The following is a 22955-nucleotide window of genomic DNA, read 5'->3' on the forward strand; positions in this document are numbered from 1 at the left end:
GGGTACGGGTCCTCTCGTACGGATCTTCACTGGGCGGGGGGTCGGACGTGCGCGACCGGGGTTCGATCGGATAGCAAGGTCACATGGCGGTCCTCGTCGCGCTCGGCGCGTTCCTGATGACGCTGGCCGGCGGCTGGACGGCACAGCGGGTCACCGACCGCCGCCATCTGGTCCTCGGCCTGGCAGGCGGCCTGATGCTCGGCGTGGTCGGCCTGGACCTGCTGCCCGAGGCACTGGAGGTGGCGGGCACCGAGGTCTTCGGCGTACCGGCCGCGCTGCTGCTGTTCGTGGCCGGCTTCCTGCTGGCCCATCTGGCCGAACGGCTGCTGGCCGATCTCCCCCGGGACCCCCACTCCGCCCGGACGGAGGAGGACCAGGCGGCCGCGCACGGCGCCGGGGCGCCCAACGGCCGGGTGCCCGAGGTGGGCCTGACGGCGGCCGCCGCGATGGTCGGCCACAGCGCGATGGACGGCGTGGCGATCGGCGCGGCCTTCCAGGTCGGCGGCGGCATGGGCGCGTCCGTCGCGCTGGCCGTCGTCGCCCACGACTTCGCGGACGGCTTCAACACGTACACGATCACCAGCCTGTACGGGAACGCCCGGCGCAGGGCGGTCGCCATGCTGTTCGCGGACGCGGTGGCGCCGGTACTCGGCGCGGCCTCGACCCTGTTCTTCGTCCTGCCCGAACCGCTGCTCGGCGGCTATCTCGGCCTCTTCGGCGGGGTGCTCCTCTACCTCGCGGCCGCCGAGATCCTGCCCGAGGCGCACCACGAGCACCCCGCCCGCTCGACGCTGCTGTGCACGGTCGCGGGTGCCGCGTTCATCTGGCTGGTGGTGGGCCTGGCCGGCTGAACGCCCGTACGGCCCGCGGAGGGTCACAGCTTGCCGCCCCGACCGCCGTCGCGCGGCGCGGGCGCGATCAGTGTCGACAGGTAGGGCAGCGGACCGTCGCCGAGGTCGGCGGCGGTCCGGATGGACTCCTGCGCGAGCCCCAGCGCCGAACCCCACACCGCGCTCTCCAGCCGCCCGGTCTCGCGCAGCGCCTCGGCGACCTCCGCGGCCTGCCGCCCGAACTTGTACGCCACGACCGTGCCCGGCCCGCTCAGCGCGTCCTTGAGCGCGGCGGCCCCCGCGGTGACCGGCACCAGGGTCAGCGGCTCGGTCCCCTCGGTCAGGACCGCCCCCGACCGTGCCGCGAGATCCTGCATCGCGGTGATGCCCGGCACGGTCTCGACGACGGCACCCGGCACCGACTCCGCGACGGTCTGCGCCAGATAGGTGAACGTCGAGTACACGTTCGGGTCCCCGATGGTCGCGAAGGCGACACAGTCGTGCGCGTCGAGCAGCGCCGCCACCCGCGCCCCCGCCGCGTCCCAGGCGGCCGCGCGCCGGGCCCGGTCGCTGCGCTCGTTGAGCGCGAACACCACCCGGACGATCTTCTCCCGCGGCACGTAGTGCAGCACGGTCGCCTCGGCCCGCCCCGGCTCGCCGCCGTCCTCCCCGTCCGGCGCCGCCATCACGGGCACCACGACGACGTCCGCGGCACGCAGGGCGTTGACGCCCTTGACGGTCACCAGCTCGGGGTCACCCGGGCCGACCCCGACACCGATCAGCTTGCTGCTCATGACGTCAGGCACCTCTCGACGAACCGACGGGCCACGCCGGGCTCGGACGCCCAGTGCGTGTGCAGATAACTCGCGTGCACGCCCTGCTGCACGAAACCTTCGACGCGCCGTTCGGGGGCGCGCATCCCCCAGGCCGGAGACGGCCCGGCGCCGGGCTCCACGACCGTGCGGTGGAACTCGTGCCCACGCATCCGGGTGCCGGCCGCCGCGAGCACGCTGTCGCCGAGGGCCACCGCGTCCCGGTAGCCGAGGGTGAGCCGCTCGTCCATCCGGGCCACGGCGTCGATCACCCCGCACATGGGCCGGCCGTCGAGCTCCCGGGCCAGATACAGCAGTCCGGCGCACTCGGCCGCCACCGGCGCCCCGGCCGACGCCAGCTCCGCCACCGCCCGGCGCAGCGGCTCGTTGGCGGACAACTCGGGCGCGTACACCTCGGGGAACCCGCCACCGATGACCAACCCGCCCGTGCCGGAAGGCAGTTGTTCGTCACGGAGCGGATCGAAGGTGACGACCTCGGCACCGGCGGCGGTGAGCAGCTCGGCGTGCTCGGCATAGGAGAAGGTGAACGCGGGACCCCCGGCGACGGCGACCACGGGTGCCCACCGACCGGCCGAGCGCGTCGGGTGGCCGGTGAACGCCTCTCCGCCCGCGACGGCCACCCGTGGCCCCGGCTTCTCGGCCGAGCGAGTCGGGTGGTCGTGGGTGGGCAACTCGACGGCGTCGGCCGCGTCCCAGGCCGCATCCGGCAATGCACCGGCACTGCGCGCCAGCGCTGCCAGCGCGTCCAGGTCGCACCCGGCGGAGACCTGTGCGGCCATGGCGGCGACCGCCGCGACCGCCTCCGCCCGCCGCTCGGCGACCGGCACCAGACCGAGGTGCCGGGACGGCGTGTCCACCTGCGGCGCCCGCCGCAGCACCCCGAGCACCGGCACCCCGGAGGAGTCCAGCGCGTCGCGCAGCAACTCCTCGTGCCGGTCCGAGGCGACCTTGTTCAGGATCACGCCCCCGATCCGCACCTCGGGGTCCCAGGACGCGAACCCGTGCACCAGCGCGGCCACGGACCGCGACTGCGAGGACGCGTCCACGACCAGCACCACCGGCGCCCGCAGCAGCTTCGCCACGTGGGCCGTGGAGGCGAGTTCCCCCTCGCCCGCCGCCCCGTCGTACAGCCCCATCACGCCCTCGACGACCGCGAGGTCACAGCCGTGCGCGCCGTGCGCGAACAGCGGCCCGATCAGCTCCGCGCCGCACAGATACGCGTCGAGATTGCGTCCCGCGCGCCCGGTGGCGAGCGCGTGATAGCCGGGGTCGATGTAGTCCGGCCCGACCTTGTGCGGGGACACGGCGAGCCCCCGCTCGGCGAAGGCCGCCATCAGCCCCGTGGCGACGGTGGTCTTGCCGCTGCCCGAGCAGGGCGCGGCGACCACCAGCCGGGGAACGGACGTCACCACTCGATGCCCCTCTGGCCCTTCTGTCCCACGTCCATCGGGTGCTTGACCTTGGACATGTCGGTGACGAGATCGGCGAAGTCGACCAGCTTCTCCGGGGCGTTGCGCCCGGTGATCACGACGTGCTGGGTGCCCGGCCGGTCCCGCAGCACCGCGACGACCTCGTCCGTGTCGACCCAGCCCCAGTGCATCGGGTACGCGAACTCGTCGAGCACGTACAGCTTGTACGTCTCGGCCGCCAGGTCCCGCTTGACCTGCTCCCAGCCCTCCCGGGCCTTCTCCTCGTTGTCCATCTGCGCGTCGCGCTGGACCCACGACCAGCCCTCGCCCATCTTGTGCCAGTCGACGCCCCCGCCCTCGCCGGAAGCGCCCAGCACCCGCAGCGCGTTCTCCTCGCCGACCTTCCACTTCGCCGACTTGACGAACTGGAACACCCCGATGGGCCACCCCTGGTTCCAGGCGCGCAGCGCCAGCCCGAACGCGGCGGTGGACTTCCCCTTGCCGACGCCCGTGTGCACGACGACCAGCGGACGGTTACGACGCTGACGAGTCGTCAGACCGTCGTCCGGTACGACACTCGGCTGTCCCTGCGGCACTACGCGGCCCTCCTCTGCACGTCCTTCACCACGTCCTTCACCAGCCCGGCGATGCTGTCCGCCCGAAGCTCGTCCAACGTCACCGCCGTACCGCCCAGTTCACCCGCGAGCTTCCCGGCCAGCCCCAGCCGCACCGGCCCGGACTCGCAGTCCACGACGACCGAGGCGACCCGGTCGGCCGCGAACAGCCCGGCCGAGCGGGACGCGAGCAGCAGCGGCTCGGGGCCCCCGGTGGCCCGTCCGTCCGTCACCACGACCACCAGCGGGCGCCGTGCCGGATCCCGCAGCCGCTCCACCCGCAGCACCTCGTGCGCCTTCAGCAGTCCGGCCGCGAGCGGGGTACGCCCGCCCGTCGGCAGCGACTCCAGCCGCGCCGCCGCCGCGTCCACCGAAGAGGTGGGCGGCAGCGCGACCTCGGCGGCCGACCCACGGAAGGTCACCAGACCCACCTTGTCCCGCCGCTGGTACGCGTCGAGCAGCAGCGACAGCACCGCGCCCTTGACCGCGCCCATCCGCTGCCGGGCCGCCATCGACCCGGAGGCGTCCACGACGAACAGCACGAGGTTGGACTCGCGCCCCTCCCGCACCGCCTGCCGCAGATCGTCCCGGCGCACCAGCAGCCCCGGCCCCGACCGCCCGCGCGCCCGCTGGTGCGGAGCGGCCGCCTGCACGGTCGCCGCGAGGTGCAGCTTCGTCAGCGCGCCGCGCGGACGCCGGGCCCCGGTCGTGCGCCCGTGCTCGGTACGGGCCCGCGAGCGCCGCCCGGCGGCACCCTGGCCGATCCCGGGCACGCTCAGCGCCTTGGCACGGAACGGCTCGGCAGCCCGCACGGCGGACTGCTCCGCGCCTCCGGAGGCCTGCGGCTCCCCGCCCTCACCGGCCTCGGGCCGGGCGGACGTGTCACCGCCCTGCGGACCGCTGTCCGGCGTGGGCCGCCCACCGCCGCCACCGGGCCCGTCCGGGTCGGGATCCTCGTCCTCGGCCGAGCCCCCGAACTCCTCCAGCGTCTCGTCCAGCTTGTCCTCGTCGAGCCCCGGCGCGTCGAACGGATTGCGCCTGCGCCGGTGCGGCAGCGCCAGCAGGGCCGCCTGCCGCACGTCCTCGGCGAGCACCTCGGTGCGCCCGGCCCAGGCCGCCAGCGCGGTGGCCGTACGCGCCATCACGATGTCGGCCCGCATGCCGTCCACCTCGAAGGCCGCGCAGGTCGCCGCGATCTGCCGCAGCGCGCCGTCACCCAGCCGCACGGCGGGCAGCAGCGCGCGGGCCGCCACGATCCGCGCCCGCACGGCGGCCTCCTCGCCGGCCCAGCGCGCCGCGAAGCCGGCCGGGTCGTCGTCGTAGGCGAGCCGCCGGCGTACGACCTCCACCCGTTGGTCGGGCTCGCGCGAGGCGGCCACCTCGACGGTCAGCCCGAACCGGTCGAGCAACTGTGGCCGCAGTTCGCCCTCTTCCGGGTTCATCGTCCCCACGAGCAGGAACCGCGCCGCGTGCCGTACGGAGACGCCCTCGCGCTCGACGTACGAGGCGCCCATCGCGGCCGCGTCCAGCAGCAGGTCGACCAGATGGTCGTGCAGGAGGTTGACCTCGTCGACGTACAGGATGCCGCGGTGCGCGTCGGCCAAGAGGCCCGGTTCGAAGGCCTTCACGCCCTCCGCGAGCGCCCGCTCGATGTCCAGGGCGCCCACCAGCCGGTCCTCGGAGGCGCCCACGGGCAGCTCGACCATCCGGGCGGGGCGGGGCGCGCCCCCTCCCGCCTCGTGCGGCCCGTCCGGGCAGGCGGGGTCGGGGGAGCCGGGGTCGCAGGAGAAACGGCACCCGGAGACGACGTCGACCTCGGGAAGCAGCGCCGAGAGGGCACGTACGGCCGTGCTCTTCGCGGTGCCCTTCTCACCGCGGACCAGCACACCGCCGACCGCCGGCGACACGGCGTTCAGCAGCAGCGCGAGCCGCAGATCGTCCTGGCCGACGACGGCCGTGAACGGGAACGGGGTACTCACTGGTCGTCGCCCTCCAAGTCGCCTTCGAGCTCCAGATAGGTGGCGCGCAGCCGCTCCAGCGTGTCCGCGTCCGGCTCCGCCCACAGCCCGCGGTCCGCCGCCTCCAGCAGACGTTCGGTGATGCCGCGCAGGGCCCACGGGTTGGACTTCTTCATGAAGTCCCGGTTCTCCGCGTCGAAGACGTACTCGGCGCTGAGCTTCTCGTACATCCAGTCGTCCACGACCCCGGCGGTGGCGTCGTAGCCGAAGAGGTAGTCGACCGTCGCCGCCATCTCGAAGGCGCCCTTGTAGCCGTGCCGGCGCATCGCCGCCATCCAGCGCGGGTTGACCACCCGGGCCCGGAAGACGCGGTGCGTCTCCTCGCCCAGTGTCCGCGTCTTCACCTGGTCGGGGACGGCCGAATCACCCACGTACGCCTCGGGGTTGGCCCCGGTCAGGTGCCGCACCATCGCGACCATGCCGCCGTGGTACTGGAAGTAGTCGTCCGCGTCGACGAGATCGTGCTCGCGCGTGTCGACGTTCTTGGCGGCGACGGCGATCCGCTTGAACGCCGTCTCCATGTCGCCGCGGGCCGCCCGCCCGTCGAGCCCGCGTCCGTAGGCGTAGCCGCCCCAGACGGCGTACACCTCGGCGAGGTCGGCGTCCGAGCGCCAGTTGCGCGCGTCGATCAGCGGCAGCAGACCGGCGCCGTACGCGCCCGGCTTGGAGCCGAAGATACGGGAGGTGGCGCGCCGCCGGTCGCCGTGCTCGGCGGTGTCCTCGTCGGCGTGCGCGCGGACGAAGTTGCGGTCCGCCGGCTCGTCCAGCTCGGCGACCGCCCGTACGGCGTCGTCGATCAGCCCGACCACGTGCGGGAACGCGTCCCGGAAGAAGCCGGAGATACGGACCGTGACATCGATGCGGGGACGGCCCAGCTCCGCCAGGGGCACGATCTCGAAGCCGGTGACCCGGCGCGAGGCGTCGTCCCACACCGGGCGGCAGCCGAGCAGCGCGAGGATCTCGGCGATGTCGTCGCCCTGGGTGCGCATGGCGGACGTGCCCCAGACCGTCAGTCCGACGGACGTCGGGTAGGCGCCCGTGTCCTGGAGATACCGCTGGACGAGGGAGTCGGCGAGGGACTGCCCGACCTCCCAGCTCAGCCGGGAGGGAATGGCCTTGGGGTCGACCGAGTAGAAGTTGCGGCCGGTCGGCAGGACGTTGACGAGCCCGCGCGTGGGCGAGCCCGACGGACCCGCCGGGACATAACCGCCGTCCAGCGCCTTGAGGATGTGCCCGATCTCGTCCGTCGTCCGGGCGAGCCGCGGTACGACCTCGCGGCAGGCGAACTCCAGCACCGCGACGGCGTCGGGGAGTTCGGTGCCGAGGAGGTCGCGCACGAGCGCCGGCACGGCTGCCGCGTCCCAGCCGCGTTCCTCCATGCCGAGGGCCGCCCGGCGGCACAGCTGCTCCAGCAGGTCGATCGCGTCGGCCGCCGTCCGGGCCGGGCCCTCGACGAGGTCCGTCAGCTCGACCGGGACCTTCACGGGCGCGCCCGGTTCGGCGAGCAACTCCTTCTCCACCAGGCCGAAGTGCGCGGCCAGGGCGGCCCGCAGACCGGGCAGCGCGTTCGCCGCGCCGCCCCACACCTGCGAGGCGCGCAGCACGGCGAGCACGAGGTTCACCCGCGGCTCGGCCTCCGGGCCGCCGCCGAGGATGTGCAGCCCGTCGCGGATCTGCACGTCCTTGATCTCGCAGAGGTAGCCGTCGATGTGCATCACGAACTCGTCGAAGTCGCCGTCGTCGGGCTGCTCGTCGACATGCAGGTCGTGGTGGAGTTCGGCGGCCTTGACCAGCGTCCAGATCTGGGCGCGGACGGCCGGGGCCTTGGCCGGGTCCAGGTCGGACACGAGCGCGTACTCGTCGAGGAGCTGCTCCAGCTTGGCCAGGTCGCCGTAGGTGTCGGCGCGGGCCATCGGCGGTACGAGGTGGTCGACGACGGTGGCGTGGCCGCGCCGCTTGGCCTGGGTGCCCTCGCCGGGGTCGTTGACGATGAACGGGTAGACCAGGGGGAGTTCGCCGAGGACGGCGTCGGGCGCGCAGCCGCCGCTCAGCCCGAGTCCCTTGCCCGGCAGCCATTCCATCGTGCCGTGCTTGCCCATGTGGACGATCGCGTCGGCCCCGAAGCCCCCCTCCGACGGAGCGGCCTCCAGCCAGCGGTAGGCGGCCAGGTAGTGGTGCGACGGGGGCATGTCGGGGTCGTGGTAGATCGCGATCGGGTTCTCTCCGAAGCCGCGCGGCGGCTGGATCATCACGACGACGTTCCCGAACCGGAGGGAGGCGAGGACGATGTCGTCGCCGTCGACGTACAGCGAGCCCGGCGGCTCGCCCCACGCCTCCAGCATCCCGTCCCGGAGCGCGGGGTCGAGCCGGTCGAACCAGGCCCGGTAGTCGGCCAGCGGCACCCGGGCGGGCGCCGCGGCCAGCTGCTCCTCGGTCAGCCACTCGACGTCGTGGCCGCCGGCCGCGATCAGCCGGTGGATCAGCTCGTCGCCGTTGTCGGGGTGCCCCTCGACCGTGTATCCGGCGTCCCTGAGCGCGTCCAGGACCCGGACGGCCGAGGCGGGCGTGTCCAGCCCGACCGCGTTGCCGACCCGCGAGTGCTTGGTGGGGTAGGCGGTGAAGACCAGCGCGAGCTTCTTCTGCGCGTTCGGCTTGTACCCCAGCCGCGCGTGCCGTACGGCGATCCCGGCCACCCGCGCGGCCCGCTCCGGGTCGGCGACGTAGACGGGCACCTCGTCCGGGCCCTGCTCCTTGAAGGAGAACGGCACGGTGATCAGGCGTCCGTCGAACTCCGGGATGGCGACCTGCATGGCCGCGTCCATGGGGGACAGGGCGGCGTCGGACTCGTGCCAGGCGGCGCGCGAGGAGGTGAGGCACAGCCCCTGGAGGACGGGTACGTCGAGGTCGGCGAGCGCCCCGATGTCCCACGCCTCCTCGTCCCCGCCCGCGGAGGCCCGCGAGGCGTGCGTGCCGCCCGCCGCCAGGACGGTGGCGACGATCGCGTCCGTCCGGCCGAGGATCCCGTACAGCCCGGGGTCGGCGCCGCGCAGCGAACCGCAGTACACGGCCAGCGCGTTGGCGCCGCGCGCCTCGATCGCCTCGCACAGGGTGTCCACGAAGCCGGTGTTGCCGCTGAGTTCGTGGGCGCGGTAGAAGAGCACGCCGACCGTGGGCCGGCCCTCGGCGAAGGCACGCTCGCCGTGGACGCCGTACTCGGGCATCTTCTGCGGCCCGTCGAAGCCCTCACCGGTCAGCAGCACGGTGTCGGACAGGAACCGGGCCAGCTCCGTGAGGTTCGCGGTGCCGCCCTCGACGAGATAGCGCAGGGCCTCCGCGACCACACCGGCCGGCACCGACGACTCGGCCATCAGCTCGGCGTCCGGCACGGACTCCCCGCCCAGCAGCACGGTCGGGATCCCGGACGCCTTCAGCACGGCCAGCCCGTCCTCCCAGGCCCGCTTCCCGCCCAGCAGCCGTACGACGGCGACGTCCGCGCCCCGGATCAGTCCGGGCAGCTCCTCCGCGACGTCGACCCGGGTCGGGTTGCCGATCCGGTAGGGGCCGTCGCAGGCGCGCGCCGCCAGCAGATCGGTGTCGGCCGTCGACAACAACAACACTGTGCTCATGCGGGCGCTCCCGGGGGGATGAAGGGCAGTCCTTGCGGCGCGCCGGACTCGATGAGCCGCCACAGCGCGTCCGTGTCCGCGTGCTGTTCGATCAGATCGCCGAGCAGGTCGAGCTGCTCCTCGCGCAGCGCGGCGAACGAGGTGTCGGGGGCCGGCACGAAACGGCGGCCCGCGGCGGCCGCCACCTCGCGCAGGAACGCCCGCCGGAATCCGTCCGACTCCAGGGAGCCGTGCCAGTGAGTGCCCCAGACGGCGCCGACCCGGCAGCCGTCGAGGCGGTGCCCGGCGCCGTCGGAGAAGAACGGCTCGCCGCCGGTGACGTCGGCGACCCCGTGATGGATCTCGTACCCCTCGACGTGCTCGCCGAGGGCCTGGCCGACGGGCCGGGTGAGCGTCTTCTCGCGGGCGAAGCGCACCCGTACGGGCAGCAGGCCGAGCCCGTCGACGTGCCCCGCGCGGCTCTCGACCTCGTCCTCGATGTGCTCGCCGAGGATCTGGAAGCCGCCGCAGACGCCGAGCACCGGCCGGCCCTCGGCGGCCCTGCGCGCGATGGCGTCCGCGAGGCCGCGCTCGCGCAGCCATCGGAGCGCGCCGACCGTGCCCCGGGTCCCGGGGATGACGACCAGGTCGGCGTCGGCGAGTTCCTCGGGCCGATCCACGAACCGCACGACGACGCCCGGTTCGGCGGCGAGCGCGTCCACGTCCGTGAAGTTGGACATGAGCGGGACCGCGCAGACGGCGACCCGCAGGACGTCCTCGCCGACGGGGGCGGCGACGGTCGACTCCCGGACGGCACCGCGCAGGGAGACGCGCAGTCCGTCCTCCTCGTCGATGCCGAGACCGTGCCGGAAGGGCAGCACACCGTACGTCCGCCGCCCGGTGAGGCCGCGCAGCATGTCGAGCCCGGGTTCGAGCAGGGACACGTCGCCCCGGAACTTGTTGACGAGGAACCCGGCGACCAGCTCCTGGTCCTCGGGCGAGAGCAGGGCGACCGTGCCGAAGAAGGAGGCGAAGACACCGCCGCGGTCGATGTCGCCGACGACGAGGACGGGCAGCCGCGCGTTGCGGGCGATGCCCATGTTCACGATGTCGGTCCGGCGCAGGTTGATCTCGGCCGGGCTGCCGGCCCCCTCACAGATCACCGCGTCATACGTGCCCCGCAACTCGGCGAGGCAGTCGAGGACGGTGCCGAGCAGCGCCTGCTGCCGACCGCCGTGCAGCCTTTCCCCGGGGGACGCCCCCTCGGACTCCCCGAAGAACCCGCGTGCGGTCATCTCGCCCACCGGCTTGCCCATCAGCACGACCTGGCTGCTGCGGTCGCTGCCGGGCTTGAGCAGCACGGGGTTCATCAGCGCGGTCGGCTCGATCCGGCAGGCCTGGGCCTGCATCGCCTGGGCCCGCCCGATCTCGGCGCCCTCGCGGGTGACGAACGAGTTGAGGGACATGTTCTGCGCCTTGAAGGGCGCGACCTTGACGCCCTGCCGCACCAGCCACCGGCAGATCCCCGCGGTGACGACGCTCTTGCCCGCGTCGGAGGTGGTGCCGGCGACCAGGAGACCACCGTTCATGAGTCACGTTCCTTCACGAGGAGGCGCGCGGCGGCACAGACGCCGAGCGCGAGCCAGCCGACGCGCCGGGACAGCCGTACCGCCCGGTCGATGTCCGAGGCACGGACGTCACGTCCGTGGGCACCGTTGAGCACGGGCCGGTGCTCGACCCGTCCGGCGTAGGAGAGGGTCCCGCCCAGCCGCACGCCGAGGGATCCGGCGAACGAGGCCTCCACGGGACCGGCGTTGGGACTGGGATGTCTGGCGGCGTCGGCCCGCCAGGCCCGTACGGCGCCGCGCGGATCGTCTCCGGCCAGGGCCGCGAGGGCGGCCGTGAGGCGGGCCCCCGGCCAGCCGGCGGCGTCGTCGAGCCGGGCGGAGGCCCATCCGTAGCGGCGGTGGCGGGGCGACTTGTGGCCGACCATGGCGTCGAGGGTGTTCACGGCGCGGAAGCCGAGCAGCCCCGGCACCCCGCCGACGGCTCCCCACACCAGCGCGCCGACGACGGCGTCGGAGGTGTTCTCGGCGACCGACTCGACGACCGCCCGCGCGATCCCGTCCGCGTCGAGGGCCTGGGGGTCGCGGCCGCACAGGTGCGGCAGCCGGGCGCGGGCGCCCACGACGTCCCCGGCCTCCAGGGCGCGCCCGATGGCGCGGGCCTCCCGGGCGAGTGAGGTGCCCCCGACGACGGCCCAGGTGGCGGTGGCGGTGAGCGCCACGGAGGCGGCGCCGGAGGTACGTACGGCGCGGGTGGCCACGGCTCCGAGCGCCACGGCGCCGCCGGCGCACACCAGGGTGTGCAGCGCGCCCTGGCCCCGGTGGTCCCGCCACAACGCCCGTTCCACGGCTGCGGCCGCACGCCCGAACAGCGCGACCGGGTGCCCGCGGCGTGGATCGCCGAGGAACAGGTCGCCCAGGAGGCCCGCGGTGGCGCCGTACGCGAAGACGCGATCGGCACGCACCGGCTCAGCCGATCGTGGCGGTACCGGGCAGTGACCTGGTGCTGAGACTCAATCGGCAGCCGAGCATGGCGACATGTCCTCACTCAGGGTGTCCACGCCCTGGTTCGACGAGACCGACGGCGAGAGTTCCTGGCTCCCGGGGATTGCTACCCCGGTCACAGTGGCGGGACCGCGCCGGATTCGCACCGGCTTCCTCTTGTGTCGTCGTAGATGGCTCCGGCAGTCCACCACGGGCCCTGAAGGGCCGTCAACCTGCTCTTGACCTGGGACGGAGGAGTGTGTGCAGCCCCACACACGGCGGGCGGCGGGAAGGGCGGGCGAGGAGGAGGGCGGGCCCGGGAAAGGGCGGGCAACGAGAAGGGCGGGCAACGAGAAGGGCGGGAGGAACCCGTGGGTTCCTCCCGCCCCTGGAGAACGGTGTGCCGGATGGCGGTGGGTCAGGCGACGATCAGGTAGATCCCGTAGCCCACCGCGGCCGTGCAGGCCGCGAAGCACGCGTACGCGCCCGTCACCGCGAGTGCGGCGGAGCCGCCCTGCGCGGAGGCCCGCTCCTGGCGGGAGAGGCCCATGATGCCGAGGGTGAACAGGGCCACGAGGGCCACGGTGACCACGAGGCTGACGCCGAACACGGAGCCCAGGGCTGCCCAGTCGATGTTCATGGTGAGGCTTCCTTACTTACCGGGTGCGCGGGGCTCAGACGGCGGCGGCCGGCGGGGCGACCGGGTCGGCCGTGGCGGCCGGGGCGGGGATCGTGGCCGTGAGGGTCTCGGTCACCGTGCCGGCGGGGGGCGGGGTCACCGCGGCGATCGCCGTGGTCACGACGCCGGCCGGCTCGTGGGTGTCGTTGACGTTGTTGCTGTCGACGACCTCGCGGCGGGAGATCTTCCAGATCGCGGCGCTGGAGGCGACCAGGAAGACGGCGACGACCGCCGTGCCCCAGTCACCCAGGTCCGTCACGGACTCGGCGAGCGCGCCGACCAGGGCGGCGGCCGGCAGGGTCAGGCCCCAGGCGACGAACATGCGGGTCGCGGTGGACCAGCGCACCACACCGCCCTTGCGGCCCAGGCCCGCGCCCATCACGGAGCCGGAGACCGAGTGGGTGGTGGAGAGGGAGAAGCCGAGGTGGGAGGAGGCCAGGATGACCGTCGCGGCGCTGGTCTGGGCGGCGAAGCCCTGCTGCGGCTGGAGTTCGGTCAGGCCCTTGCCCATGGTGCGGATGATGCGCCAGCCGCCGAGGTAGGTGCCGAGCGCGATGGCCAGACCGGCGGAGAGGATGACCCAGACCGGCGGGTCGGAGTCGGGCGCGACGGCGCCGCCGGCGACCAGGGCGAGGGTGATGATGCCCATCGTCTTCTGCGCGTCGTTGGTGCCGTGGGCCAGCGAGACCAGGCCGGCCGAGGCGATCTGGCCGGTGCGGAAGCCCTTCGCGGCGGCCTTGCCGTCGGCCTTCTTGCCCAGCTGGTAGGAGAGCCGGGTGGCGAGCATCGCGGCGACGCCGGCGACGATCGGGGCCGCGACGGCCGGGATCAGCACCTTGGTGACGAGCGCGTCTCCGTGGACGGCGCCGGTGCCCGCCGAGGCGATGGTGGCGCCGATCAGGCCGCCCATGAGGGCGTGCGAGGAGCTGGAGGGCAGACCCACCAGCCAGGTCAGCAGGTTCCAGAGGATCGCGCCGACCAGTGCGGCGAAGATGACCTCGGGGCGGATGCCGGTCTCGTCGACGAGACCCTTGGAGATCGTGTTGGCGACCTCCACGGAGAGGAAGGCGCCCACGAGGTTGAGGGTGGCCGACATGGCCACCGCAACCTTGGGCTTGAGCGCACCGGTCGAGATGGTCGTGGCCATCGCGTTGGCGGTGTCGTGAAAACCGTTCGTGAAATCGAACGCAAGTGCGGTTACCACCACAATCGCGAGGATCAGCGAGAAGTTTTCCATTTACCCAGGCAATCTTTCGAAGTCGTTGGCGCGACGAACGTAGGTAACTTGGGTGAACGGAAGATGAACTAGGGCAGGCATCGTGGTGTCCTAAATGGGCGTCAGTCATTCCGCTTAACGGGGTGGAGGGTAGGCGCCGCACGGCCTTCGGCCCCAAAGGGACGTTTTCGGACACCCCGCCGAGCCCCGGAGGAGATCCTGGTCACGTGTCACCCGTCACCTGCCGGGCCTCGGGTGCCGGGTGCCGGCTCGGTTGTGGGCTGTGGCCGCGCGAGGGCACGATCGCGGCAGGGCCGGACCGGGCCGTGACGCTGCGAGCGGGGCGGACCGGGTGTCCGGGGGACGGCGCGGGCCGGGTGGGCGGGCGCCGCAGACGTGGAGGAGGCGCGGGTGCGTGAGCGGGAGACGCGGGGCGACGAGGAGCGGGCGCGGGCCTGGGACGCGCTGGTCGCGACCGCCCGCCGCAGCGTGGCCGACGGACTCGTCGTCGGCACCTCGGGCAATGTCTCCGTCCGGGTCGGGGACACCGTGCTGGTCACGCCGTCGGGCGTGCCGTACGACCGGCTGACGCCGGACGACATCACCGGGGTCGACCTGGCGGGCCGGCAGGTGCTCGGCAGCCTCGTCCCGACCAGCGAGCTGCCCATGCACCTCGCCGTCTACCGCGCCGGCGACGCCCGGGCCGTGGTGCACACCCACGCCGTGCACGCCACGGCCGTCTCCACGCTCGTCCCCGAGCTCCCGCCCGTCCACTACATGACCGCGGCCCTCGGCGGCCCCGTCCGGGTCGCCCCCTACGCGCCCTATGGCACCGAGCAGCTGGCCGAAAACGTTCGCCTGGCCCTGGTGGACCGCACCGGCTGTCTCCTCCAGAACCACGGCACCCTCACCCACGGCGCCACCCTCGACCAGGCCTACGACCGCACGGCGCAGTTGGAGTGGATGTGCCGGCTGTGGCTGACCGCGTCCTCGGTGCCGGGACTGACGCCGCATCTGCTGACGGCCGACCAGGTGGCGGAGGCGGGGGAGCGGCTGCGGGGGTACGGGCAGCGGGGGTGACGGTGCCGGCGGGTCGCCCGGCGTACGGGCAGCGGGCGTGACGGTGCCGGCGGGTCGCCCGGCGTACGGGCAGCGGGCGTGACGGTGCCGGCGGGTCGCCCGGCGTACGCGCGGCGCGCACGGCTTGCACGCGCGGCGTACGAGTCTCCGGGGCGTGCCTCCGGCCCTGTTCCGGCACGTCACCCCTTCCCCGTCTCCCGCTGGCCGGTCGTCCGCACCGCCCCGACACTGAACGAGTGCACCCTGTCAAAGCGACGGCCGCCGCCGTCACCGCAGTGGTAGGGGCCGGGGCCGCCGCGGTGGCCGCCGGCCGGCTCGCGAGCGACGTCGCCCTCAGGGCGCCGGCCGGCCGGCCCCTGCCCACCGAACCCAGGCTCACCGTGCACGGCACCGCCGCCGGACGGATCACCCTGACCAGGGACCTGGCCTCGCTGCGCCCCGGCACCTACGGCCTCGCGGGCGACGGCTCCCACGCCGTCGTCGGGCCCGTCGTCGAGGCCGCCGCGCTGTCGGCCGACACCGTCGTGCGCCGCCTGGAGCGCGTCACCCACGGCACCCTGAGCCAGGGCGACAAGGTGTGGCTCACCCCGAACGTGTACGTCGGCAACCCGGACGCCGCGCTCGGCCTGGAGTACGCCGACGTCGACATCCCCGGCGAGCTCGGCCCGCTGCCCGCGTGGTTCGTCCCCGGCGCCCGCGACACCTGGGTGATCGCGGTCCACGGCCTCGGCACCACCCGGGAACTCGCCCTGAACGTGATGGAGTTCCTGCACCGCCATCGCTTCTCGGTGCTGGCCCTCTCCTACCGCGGCGACCTCGGCGCGCCCCGCCCGCAGGACGGCCTGAACCACCTCGGCGAGAGCGAGTGGCGCGACCTGGACGCCGCGATGCGCTACGCCGTGCGCTACGGCGCCGAGCGCCTCGTCCTGTACGGCTGGTCCACCGGGGCCACCATGGCGCTGCGCGCCGCCGCCCACTCGGGGCTGCGCGAGCGGGCCGTGGGGCTCGTCCTGGACTCCCCGGTGCTCAGCTGGGAGACCACCCTGCGCGCGCTGGCCGCAGCCCGCCGCACTCCGGGGGCGCTGCTGCCGCTGGCCGTGCGTGCCGCCCAGGGCCGCACCGGCATGAACAGCCGCAGCGACGACGAACCCGCCGACCCCGGCCTGCTCCGGATCCCGGCGCTGATCTTCCACGGCCCCGAGGACGCGGTGGCCCCCTGGGCCCTCTCCCGTCGCCTCGCCCGGCGCCGGCCCGACCTGGTCACCCTCCAGGCCGTCCCCGGCGCCCCGCACGGAGCCATGTGGAACGCCGACCCGGCCGCCTACGAGGAGGCTCTGCGGCGCTTCCTGGTCCCCCTGATGTGACCGTTCCGGTCCCGTTGATGTGGGCCGTCCCCGGCCCTCCTGACGTGGCCGTTCCGGTCCTGCCGATCACGACCGTCCCGGTCCTCCTGATCAGGGTCGTTCCGGCCTTCCTGACGTGACCGGTCCGGTCCTCCCGATCGTGACCGGTCCGGTCCTCCTGATCGTGACCGGTCCGCTTCTCCTGATCGAGGTCGCTGCGGACCCCTGACGTGGCCGTCCCGGTTCCTCCGCCGGGACCGGGGCGCGCGTCGGTGCCGGACCGGCCGACCTGCTTCCGTTTAAAGCCGTACCAGTGGCCTGATCACTCCCGTCGACCCCCCTCGCGGACGTGTGCGTTGGCCAGTCCCGTAGCCCGCCGTGACATTCCGTTTGGGTTTTCGGACGGTCAACCGGAAGACTGCACCCGTGACGTCCCGTATCCCGCGCGACTCCAGGCTTCGACTCGTCCGCCCCCGACCCCTGGCCGCCGCCCCCAGAGCCGTGAACCAGCGGCGCCCGCGCCGCCCCGCACCCCGACCTCCGGAGGGCACACCGGCCCCCGCGGAGCTGGCCAGAATGGCTCGCTCCGGTCTGGCCCCGGCAGCCCGCGTCGCCCGCTGGGCCGACGCCGCCCTCGGCCCCGGCCGCGACGGCGCGGCCGTCGACGGAAAGGCCACCCTCGCCGACGCGACCGCCGATCGGGCGGCCCTGGAACTAGGCCTGACCGCGACCGAGGTCCGTGCCGACTGGGACACCGCCCGTCTGGCGGGCCTCATCGAGGTGCACGGCGACAGCGCCCGCCCCGGCTGGCGGCTGCGCGCCTGGGACCGCGACGACAGCGCCGTCCTGCGCGGCTGGGTCGCCCTCTTCGACGCGTGGTCGCTGGCGTCCCCGGAACCCGCGGACCACGAGCCCGCGGCCGTCGCCGAGGTCGTCTCGGCGATGCCGCAGGTGCTCTCCTTCCTCCAGCTGTCCGCCGGGCCGGTGCCCGTGGCCCAGCTCCTCGACCTGCTCGCCCAGCGGGTCACCGAGCTGCGCACCGAACGCTGCGAGATCCCCTACGGCCCCCAGGCCGTGCCCAGCGCCGCCGCCGTCCCCGCGGGGGCCGCCGTGGCAGCCGCGGCCGCCGTGCCCTCCGCCGACGCCGACCCGGCGGAGCCCGCGCAGGAGGCCGAACTCGCCCCGCTGCTCGACTGGTCCCTGCACGCCCTCGCCTCGGTGGGCGCCCTCACCTGCGGCGCCGGCCAGGCCACGCTCACTCCGCTGGGCAGCTGGGCGGTCTGGGTCAAGCTGGAGCAGATCTGCGTCGCCGCGCAGAGCCCCGCCGGGAACATCGAACAGGCCGCCGAGGGAATGCTGCGCGGCTGCGCCCAGCTGCGCCCCAACGCGGCCCGCGCCGAGTACCGCGCCTGGCTCGCCGCCCGCCCCGTCGGCCGCGCAGTCACCGACCTGCTGGCCGCCGCCCGCGGCGAGGACGCCCTGCTGCGCGGCCTGGCCTTCGAGGCGCTGCGGGTCGTCGGCGCCCCCGCCGAGCACGACGTCCGCTCGGTCGTGGACGAGCCGGCCCTGCGGCCGTACGCCCTGCTCTGGCTCGCCGAGCACGACGGCGTCGACCCCGAGGACGCGCACGAGGTGCTCACCCGGCAGGAGGCCACCTGGCTGTGGGTCGACACCGCGGCCGCCGTCGCCGACCACGGCGAGGCCCCGATGCTGGTCCGGCATCTGGAGTCCGCGGTGCAGCCCACCGTCCCGCAGCTGCTCGAGGAGGTACGCGCCGTGGGCCACCCGCGCACCGTGCAGGTCCTCGTGGCGCTCGCCGCCGCCCACCCGGACCCGGCCCTGGCCAAGGCCGTCCGCCGGGCGGCCTTCCAGGTGCACACCGGAGGGAACTGACCGGGACCGCGGCGAACCCGTCGCGGCGAGCCGGCCGGAGGCCAGGGTTCCGGCCATCGGCCGGCTGCCCGCTCCGGTGTGCGGACCGCGGCCGTCGGACCGGCGCCGGGCCCGGTCGGGCTCGCGCGCGGGCCGCAGGCCGGGCCGGTGCGCGAGCCGTGCGCGGGCCGCGGGTCAGGCCGGCAGCTCGGGGGCGTACGTGCCGAAGCTCCAGATGTTGCCCTCGATGTCCCGGGCCATGTAGTCCCGCGAACCGTAGTCCTGGTCCGTCGGGGGCATCAGGATCTCCGCGCCGTGCTCCACGGCCCGCCGGTGGTGGGCGTCGACGTCGTCCACCAGGACGTACACCCCCGCCGGGCCCGCGGCCTTCATCGCCGTGTCGAAGACGCCGCCGCGGCCCTTCGAACCCAGCATCACCGCGCCGTTGCCCTGCACCAGCTCGGCGTGCATCACCGTGCCGCCCTCGCCCTCGTACACCGACAGCTCCAGGAACCCGAAGGCCTCCGTGAGCTGTCTGATCGCCGCCTTGGCGTCCGCGTACAGCAGTGTCGGACAGATGCTCGGGCGCCCACCGCTCGTCCCCGTCATACCGGCCTCTCCCTCGTCGTCACCGTCGGAAATCAACCTGCCGCCCAGTCTCGCAGCGACCACTGACAGCCGGGTGTGCCGAACGTCACGACGCGCTGCCGCCCCGCCCGCGGCCCCCTGTACGCCCTGGTGGACGACGGCGCCGTGCGCCCGGTCCGCCGTCCGATCGCCGAAAAGTGGTTGCACGGCCCCGTTAGACTGACGTCATGGCCATTCTCCTCGCGCATTAGACGGCGGGAACGTCCTCAGCCGCCCGCCCGCCAACCTTCCTGCCCTGGAGCCTGTCCGTGATCTCCGCCTCCGGTATCGAGCTGCGCGCCGGTGCCCGCATCCTCATCGAGTCCGCCACCTTCCGCATCACCAAGGGCGACCGCATCGGCCTGGTCGGCCGCAACGGCGCGGGCAAGACGACGCTCACCAAGGTCCTCGCGGGCGAGGGCATCCCCGCCGCGGGCAACATCGCCCGCTCCGGCGAGGTCGGCTATCTGCCGCAGGACCCGCGCACCGGCGATCTGGACGTGCTGGCCCGCGACCGCGTCCTCTCGGCGCGCGGCCTGGACGTCCTGCTGCGCAAGATGCGCGAGAACGAGCAGCGCATCGCCAACGGCAGCGGCGCGACCCGCGAGAAGGCGCTGCGGCAGTACGAGCGCCAGGAGACGGAGTTCCTCACCAAGGGCGGGTACGCCGCCGAGGCCGAGGCCGCCACCATCGCCGCCGCGCTCAATCTGCCCGACCGGGTGCTCGGGCAGCCGCTGCACACCCTCTCGGGCGGTCAGCGCCGCCGTATCGAGCTGGCCCGGATCCTGTTCTCGGACGCGGACACCCTGCTGCTCGACGAGCCGACCAACCACCTCGACGCCGACTCGATCGTCTGGCTGCGCGACTACCTGAAGACCTACCGCGGCGGCTTCATCGTGATCTCCCACGACGTCGACCTCGTCGAGACGGTCGTCAACAAGGTCTTCTACCTGGACGCCAACCGCGCCCAGATCGACGTCTACAACATGGGCTGGAAGCTCTACCAGCAGCAGCGCGAGGCCGACGAGAAGCGCCGCAAGCGCGAGCGGCAGAACGCCGAGAAGAAGGCCGCCGCCCTGAACGCGCAGGCCGACAAGATGCGCGCCAAGGCCACCAAGACCGTCGCCGCGCAGAACATGGCCAAGCGGGCCGACAAGCTCCTGTCGGGCCTGGAGGCCGTGCGCCAGCAGGACAAGGTCGCCAAGCTGCGCTTCCCCGAGCCCGCGCCCTGCGGCCGGACCCCGCTCATGGCGGAGAGCCTGTCGAAGTCGTACGGGTCCCTGGAGATCTTCACGGACGTCGACCTGGCCATCGACAAGGGTTCCCGCGTGGTGATCCTGGGTCTGAACGGTGCCGGCAAGACCACCCTGCTCAGGCTGCTGGGCGGCGTCGAGACCCCCGACACCGGCCAGGTCGTCCCGGGCCACGGCCTCAAGCTCGGCTACTACGCCCAGGAGCACGAGACCCTCGACCCGGAGCGCACCGTCCTGGAGAACATGCGCTCGGCCGCCCCCGACCTCGACCTCGTCGAGGTGCGCAAGACGCTCGGCAGCTTCCTCTTCTCCGGCGACGACGTCGACAAGCCGGCCGGGGTCCTCTCCGGCGGCGAGAAGACCCGGCTCGCCCTGGCCACCCTCGTGGTGTCCTCGGCGAACGTGCTGCTGCTCGACGAGCCGACCAACAACCTCGACCCGGCCAGCCGTGAGGAGATCCTGGGCGCGCTGCGCACCTACAAGGGCGCGGTCGTCCTGGTCACGCACGACGAGGGCGCGGTCGAGGCGCTCCAGCCGGAGCGGATCATCCTGCTGCCCGACGGTGTCGAGGACCTGTGGGGCTCCGACTACGCGGATCTCGTCGCCCTCGCTTGATCGAATGTCTGATCCACAGCGTATGGATCATTCGGCCGATCCGTGATCCATCATCTGTGTGAGATCTCCTCGTATCGAGGTGTGTCCTACATCCATTTCGCGGCCGATCCCTTTGTCGACAAGGGATCGGCCGTTGTGTGTCCCTGACCTGGCACTTCGTGAAACAACCCGTTCGGGTGCATGAATGCGACCGGATGGAATCAGGGATTCCGCATGTGGGGACACGCTCCTGTCGTCACAAGCCTGTCGTACGGACCTTGCCGAATGGGTGGCCATCGGGCCCGGGAGGGGTGATCATGAGGAGACCAGAGCGCACTTCCCATGAGGAGGCACGGGTGGCCGAGACTCTGAAGAAGGGCAGCCGGGTGACCGGCGCCGCGCGCGACAAGCTCGCGGCAGACCTGAAGAAGAAGTACGACTCCGGTGCGAGCATCCGGGCGCTGGCCGAGGAGACCGGCCGCTCGTATGGCTTCGTGCACCGGATGCTCAGTGAGTCGGGCGTCACGCTCCGTGGGCGTGGTGGGGCGACGCGGGGCAAGAAGGCCGCTACGTCCTGACCCGGGCGGCTCACCGGCTTCGATGGTGGCCACCCGGTCGTTCGGCTGATCGACCGGGTGGTTACTGTGCAGTCACTTAGCTGACCGCTGACTGACCGCACTCATCGGAGGCGTCCCATGGCTTCGCCCGACCAGGAACTCGTTCCCCTGCTCGACAAGGACGGCGTACGGCTCACCGTCGACGACGCGCTCGCCACGGTGACGCTGACCAACCCGGCCAAACGCAACGCGCAGAGCCCCGCGATGTGGCGTGCGCTCGCCGAGGCCGGACAGCTGCTGCCGGGCTCCGTCCGTGTCGTCGTGCTGCGCGGCGAGGGCAAGTCCTTCTCCGCCGGTCTCGACCGGCAGATGTTCACGCCGGAGGGGATCGAGGGCGAGCCGTCCTTCATCGATCTCGCACGCGGTGACGACGCCGAACTCGACGCCGCCATCGCCGGGTTCCAGGAGGGCTTCACCTGGTGGCGGCGCAACGACATCGTGTCGATCGCCGCCGTCCAGGGCCACGCCATCGGGGCGGGCTTCCAGCTCGCGCTCGCCTGCGACGTGCGCGTCGTCGCCGACGACGTGCAGTTCGCCATGCGCGAGACCGCGCTGGGCCTGGTGCCGGACCTGACCGGCACCCATCCGCTGGTGTCCCTGGTCGGATACGGCCGTGCGGTCGAGATCTGCCTGACCGGCCGGTTCGTGACGGCCGAGGAGGCGGTGAGCTCCGGGCTCGCCAACCTGTCGGTGCCGGTGGCCGACCTCGACGCCGCGGTGGCGGATCTGGCCGCGGCGCTCCTCGCCGCGCCCCGGGACGCCGTGATCGAGACCAAGACCCTGCTGCGCGGGGCAGCCGACCGTACGTACGACGAGCAGCGCGGCGCGGAGCGCGCCGCCCAGGCCCGGCGGCTGCGCGACCTGGCCGGCCTCGGCGAGTGAACCTCGGCTGACCGCGGTCGGCCGGGCGGACCCCGGCTGACCCACGGTCGGGTGAGCGGACCCTGGCTGACCCACGGTCGGGTGAGCGGACCCTGGCTGGCCCACGGTCGGGCGGGCGGACCTCAGCCGGCGACGGTCACCAGCACCGTCACCGTGGGGTGATCCGGCAGCGCCTCGCCCACCGCCGTGCGGACCGCGCGGGCCACGTCCAGGGCCCGGTGGTCCGCCCGCACCGCGATCTCCACCCGGGCGTGGCGCCGCGGCAGCGCGCCCTCGTGCGGCGTTTCCGCGCTCCGCGCCGAGAGCTGCACCGGCGACTGGCCGCCGAGCGCACCGGTCAGCCGCTCCACCCCCGCGACACCGCTCGCGGCCGCGGCGGCCCGCTCCTCGTCGGGCGTCGCGGCGCGACCGGCCGCGGGCGGCTCCGGCAGAGGTACGGGGGAGGGCTCGGGTTCCTCCTCCAGCAGGCCCGTCACCCGCAGGTCCACCTCGGCGACCGCCAGGCCGAGACGCTCGGCCGCCGCGCCCAGCGTCGCCCGTACGAGGGACGCCGTGGCAGGCAGCGGCCCGCTCAGCGTGGTCGCGAAGTCCGCCGTGACCCGCAGCGGTCCGGGCGGCACCGCCCCGGGCGGCGGCGGCACGACGGGCTCGGCCGGCTCCCCGGGATCCGCCAGGGAGATCCCCAGCGCACCCGGGTACACACCCGGCACGCTCTGCGCCGCGCGCCGGAGCGGCGCCTCGGCCGCCCGCTGCGTGATCCACGCGCCGTCACCCGGGCCGCCCAGCGGCAGCAGCCTGCCCAGGCTCAGCTGATCCCGTACCGCCCGCCCGATCCGATCCGCCGTCATTGCTCCAGCCTGCCGCATCACCAAGGCGGCGGCGGGCAACCGCACGTACCGTGGGGGAAGGACGAGGACCGGAAGGACGTGCGGCG

Annotated in this window: 18 protein-coding genes and 1 riboswitch; of the genes, 7 read left to right on the forward strand and 11 right to left on the reverse strand. The window is 73.7% G+C overall.

Annotated features, from left to right (window positions below; translation table 11 throughout):
- The first annotated feature begins 83 nt into the window (after positions 1-83).
- Positions 84-851, forward strand: coding sequence for a ZIP family metal transporter (locus ACZ7OY_RS06355; RefSeq protein WP_471910274.1), 768 nt, complete (start codon positions 84-86; stop codon positions 849-851).
- A gap of 23 nt (positions 852-874) precedes the next feature.
- Here ACZ7OY_RS06355 and cobI read toward each other — a convergent pair whose 3' ends face one another.
- The 9 genes from cobI to ACZ7OY_RS06400 form a co-directional block, all read right to left on the reverse strand.
- Positions 875-1624 (reverse strand): precorrin-2 C(20)-methyltransferase, encoded by a 750-nt coding sequence (gene cobI, locus ACZ7OY_RS06360; protein WP_471910275.1) that lies wholly within the window; start codon positions 1622-1624, stop codon positions 875-877.
- Positions 1621-3075, reverse strand: a complete 1455-nt coding sequence (locus ACZ7OY_RS06365) for a cobyrinate a,c-diamide synthase (RefSeq protein ID WP_471910276.1) — start codon at positions 3073-3075, stop codon at positions 1621-1623. The genes cobI and ACZ7OY_RS06365 overlap by 4 nt, the downstream gene beginning before the upstream one ends.
- The gene (gene cobO, locus ACZ7OY_RS06370; protein WP_471910277.1) at positions 3069-3668 is read right to left on the reverse strand and encodes a cob(I)yrinic acid a,c-diamide adenosyltransferase; all 600 of its coding nucleotides are present in this window, start codon (positions 3666-3668) and stop codon (positions 3069-3071) included. The genes ACZ7OY_RS06365 and cobO overlap by 7 nt, the downstream gene beginning before the upstream one ends.
- A complete protein-coding gene (locus ACZ7OY_RS06375; RefSeq protein ID WP_471910278.1) occupies positions 3668-5665 on the reverse strand; it encodes a putative cobaltochelatase in 1998 nt (665 codons plus the stop codon). The genes cobO and ACZ7OY_RS06375 overlap by 1 nt, the downstream gene beginning before the upstream one ends.
- On the reverse strand, positions 5662-9330 hold the full coding sequence (gene cobN, locus ACZ7OY_RS06380; RefSeq protein ID WP_471910279.1) for a cobaltochelatase subunit CobN: 3669 nt from the start codon (positions 9328-9330) through the stop codon (positions 5662-5664). The genes ACZ7OY_RS06375 and cobN overlap by 4 nt, the downstream gene beginning before the upstream one ends.
- A complete protein-coding gene (locus ACZ7OY_RS06385) occupies positions 9327-10898 on the reverse strand; it encodes a cobyric acid synthase (protein ID WP_471910280.1) in 1572 nt (523 codons plus the stop codon). The genes cobN and ACZ7OY_RS06385 overlap by 4 nt, the downstream gene beginning before the upstream one ends.
- Positions 10895-11839, reverse strand: a complete 945-nt coding sequence (locus ACZ7OY_RS06390; protein ID WP_471910281.1) for a cobalamin biosynthesis protein — start codon at positions 11837-11839, stop codon at positions 10895-10897. The genes ACZ7OY_RS06385 and ACZ7OY_RS06390 overlap by 4 nt, the downstream gene beginning before the upstream one ends.
- Before the next feature lie 104 nt (positions 11840-11943).
- A riboswitch (cobalamin riboswitch) is annotated at positions 11944-12083 on the reverse strand.
- 193 nt (positions 12084-12276) lie between these two features.
- Positions 12277-12498: a hypothetical protein gene (locus ACZ7OY_RS06395; protein ID WP_351614815.1), complete on the reverse strand. Its 222-nt coding sequence runs from the start codon at positions 12496-12498 to the stop codon at positions 12277-12279.
- A 34-nt stretch (positions 12499-12532) separates the two neighbouring features.
- A complete protein-coding gene (locus tag ACZ7OY_RS06400) occupies positions 12533-13774 on the reverse strand; it encodes an inorganic phosphate transporter (RefSeq protein WP_471910282.1) in 1242 nt (413 codons plus the stop codon).
- A 390-nt stretch (positions 13775-14164) separates the two neighbouring features.
- On the opposite strand from ACZ7OY_RS06400, the gene ACZ7OY_RS06405 reads away from it, so the two are divergent.
- The 3 genes from ACZ7OY_RS06405 to ACZ7OY_RS06415 all read left to right on the forward strand — a co-directional run bounded on the left by ACZ7OY_RS06405 (position 14165) and on the right by ACZ7OY_RS06415 (position 18069).
- Positions 14165-14833 (forward strand): class II aldolase/adducin family protein, encoded by a 669-nt coding sequence (locus ACZ7OY_RS06405; protein ID WP_471910283.1) that lies wholly within the window; start codon positions 14165-14167, stop codon positions 14831-14833.
- A gap of 236 nt (positions 14834-15069) precedes the next feature.
- Positions 15070-16197: an alpha/beta hydrolase gene (locus ACZ7OY_RS06410; RefSeq protein WP_471910284.1), complete on the forward strand. Its 1128-nt coding sequence runs from the start codon at positions 15070-15072 to the stop codon at positions 16195-16197.
- Positions 16198-16602: 405 nt separating this feature from the next.
- On the forward strand, positions 16603-18069 hold the full coding sequence (locus ACZ7OY_RS06415) for a hypothetical protein (protein ID WP_471910285.1): 1467 nt from the start codon (positions 16603-16605) through the stop codon (positions 18067-18069).
- Positions 18070-18243: 174 nt separating this feature from the next.
- Here the strand turns inward: ACZ7OY_RS06415 and ACZ7OY_RS06420 are convergent, their stop codons facing one another.
- Entirely contained in the window at positions 18244-18657 is a 414-nt protein-coding gene (locus tag ACZ7OY_RS06420) for a VOC family protein (RefSeq protein WP_384736270.1), read from the reverse strand.
- Positions 18658-18944: 287 nt separating this feature from the next.
- Here ACZ7OY_RS06420 and ACZ7OY_RS06425 point away from each other — a divergent pair, with 287 nt between their 5' ends.
- The 3 genes from ACZ7OY_RS06425 to ACZ7OY_RS06435 all read left to right on the forward strand — a co-directional run bounded on the left by ACZ7OY_RS06425 (position 18945) and on the right by ACZ7OY_RS06435 (position 22021).
- On the forward strand, positions 18945-20543 hold the full coding sequence (locus tag ACZ7OY_RS06425; RefSeq protein ID WP_351614832.1) for an ABC-F family ATP-binding cassette domain-containing protein: 1599 nt from the start codon (positions 18945-18947) through the stop codon (positions 20541-20543).
- A 335-nt stretch (positions 20544-20878) separates the two neighbouring features.
- Positions 20879-21100, forward strand: coding sequence for a helix-turn-helix domain-containing protein (locus ACZ7OY_RS06430; RefSeq protein WP_010355597.1), 222 nt, complete (start codon positions 20879-20881; stop codon positions 21098-21100).
- A 117-nt stretch (positions 21101-21217) separates the two neighbouring features.
- Entirely contained in the window at positions 21218-22021 is an 804-nt protein-coding gene (locus ACZ7OY_RS06435) for an enoyl-CoA hydratase/isomerase family protein (protein ID WP_471910286.1), read from the forward strand.
- A gap of 122 nt (positions 22022-22143) precedes the next feature.
- Here ACZ7OY_RS06435 and ACZ7OY_RS06440 read toward each other — a convergent pair whose 3' ends face one another.
- Positions 22144-22869, reverse strand: a complete 726-nt coding sequence (locus ACZ7OY_RS06440) for a nucleopolyhedrovirus P10 family protein (protein ID WP_471910287.1) — start codon at positions 22867-22869, stop codon at positions 22144-22146.
- Positions 22870-22955: the final 86 nt, after the last annotated feature.

Source organism: Streptomyces sp. NPDC107559, from assembly GCF_055657365.1.

Bases quoted from the DNA above. Each gene is read 5' to 3' on its own strand.
- ACZ7OY_RS06440 (WP_471910287.1), bottom strand. From the start codon at position 22,869: ATGACGGCGGATCGGATCGGGCGGGCGGTACGGGATCAGCTGAGCCTG.
- ACZ7OY_RS06385 (WP_471910280.1), bottom strand. From the start codon at position 10,898: ATGAACGGTGGTCTCCTGGTCGCCGGCACCACCTCCGACGCGGGCAAG.
- ACZ7OY_RS06435 (WP_471910286.1), top strand. From the start codon at position 21,218: ATGGCTTCGCCCGACCAGGAACTCGTTCCCCTGCTCGACAAGGACGGC.
- cobI (WP_471910275.1), bottom strand. From the start codon at position 1,624: ATGAGCAGCAAGCTGATCGGTGTCGGGGTCGGCCCGGGTGACCCCGAG.
- ACZ7OY_RS06395 (WP_351614815.1), bottom strand. From the start codon at position 12,498: ATGAACATCGACTGGGCAGCCCTGGGCTCCGTGTTCGGCGTCAGCCTC.
- ACZ7OY_RS06355 (WP_471910274.1), top strand. From the start codon at position 84: ATGGCGGTCCTCGTCGCGCTCGGCGCGTTCCTGATGACGCTGGCCGGC.
- ACZ7OY_RS06420 (WP_384736270.1), bottom strand. From the start codon at position 18,657: ATGACGGGGACGAGCGGTGGGCGCCCGAGCATCTGTCCGACACTGCTG.
- ACZ7OY_RS06400 (WP_471910282.1), bottom strand. From the start codon at position 13,774: ATGGAAAACTTCTCGCTGATCCTCGCGATTGTGGTGGTAACCGCACTT.
- cobN (WP_471910279.1), bottom strand. From the start codon at position 9,330: ATGAGCACAGTGTTGTTGTTGTCGACGGCCGACACCGATCTGCTGGCG.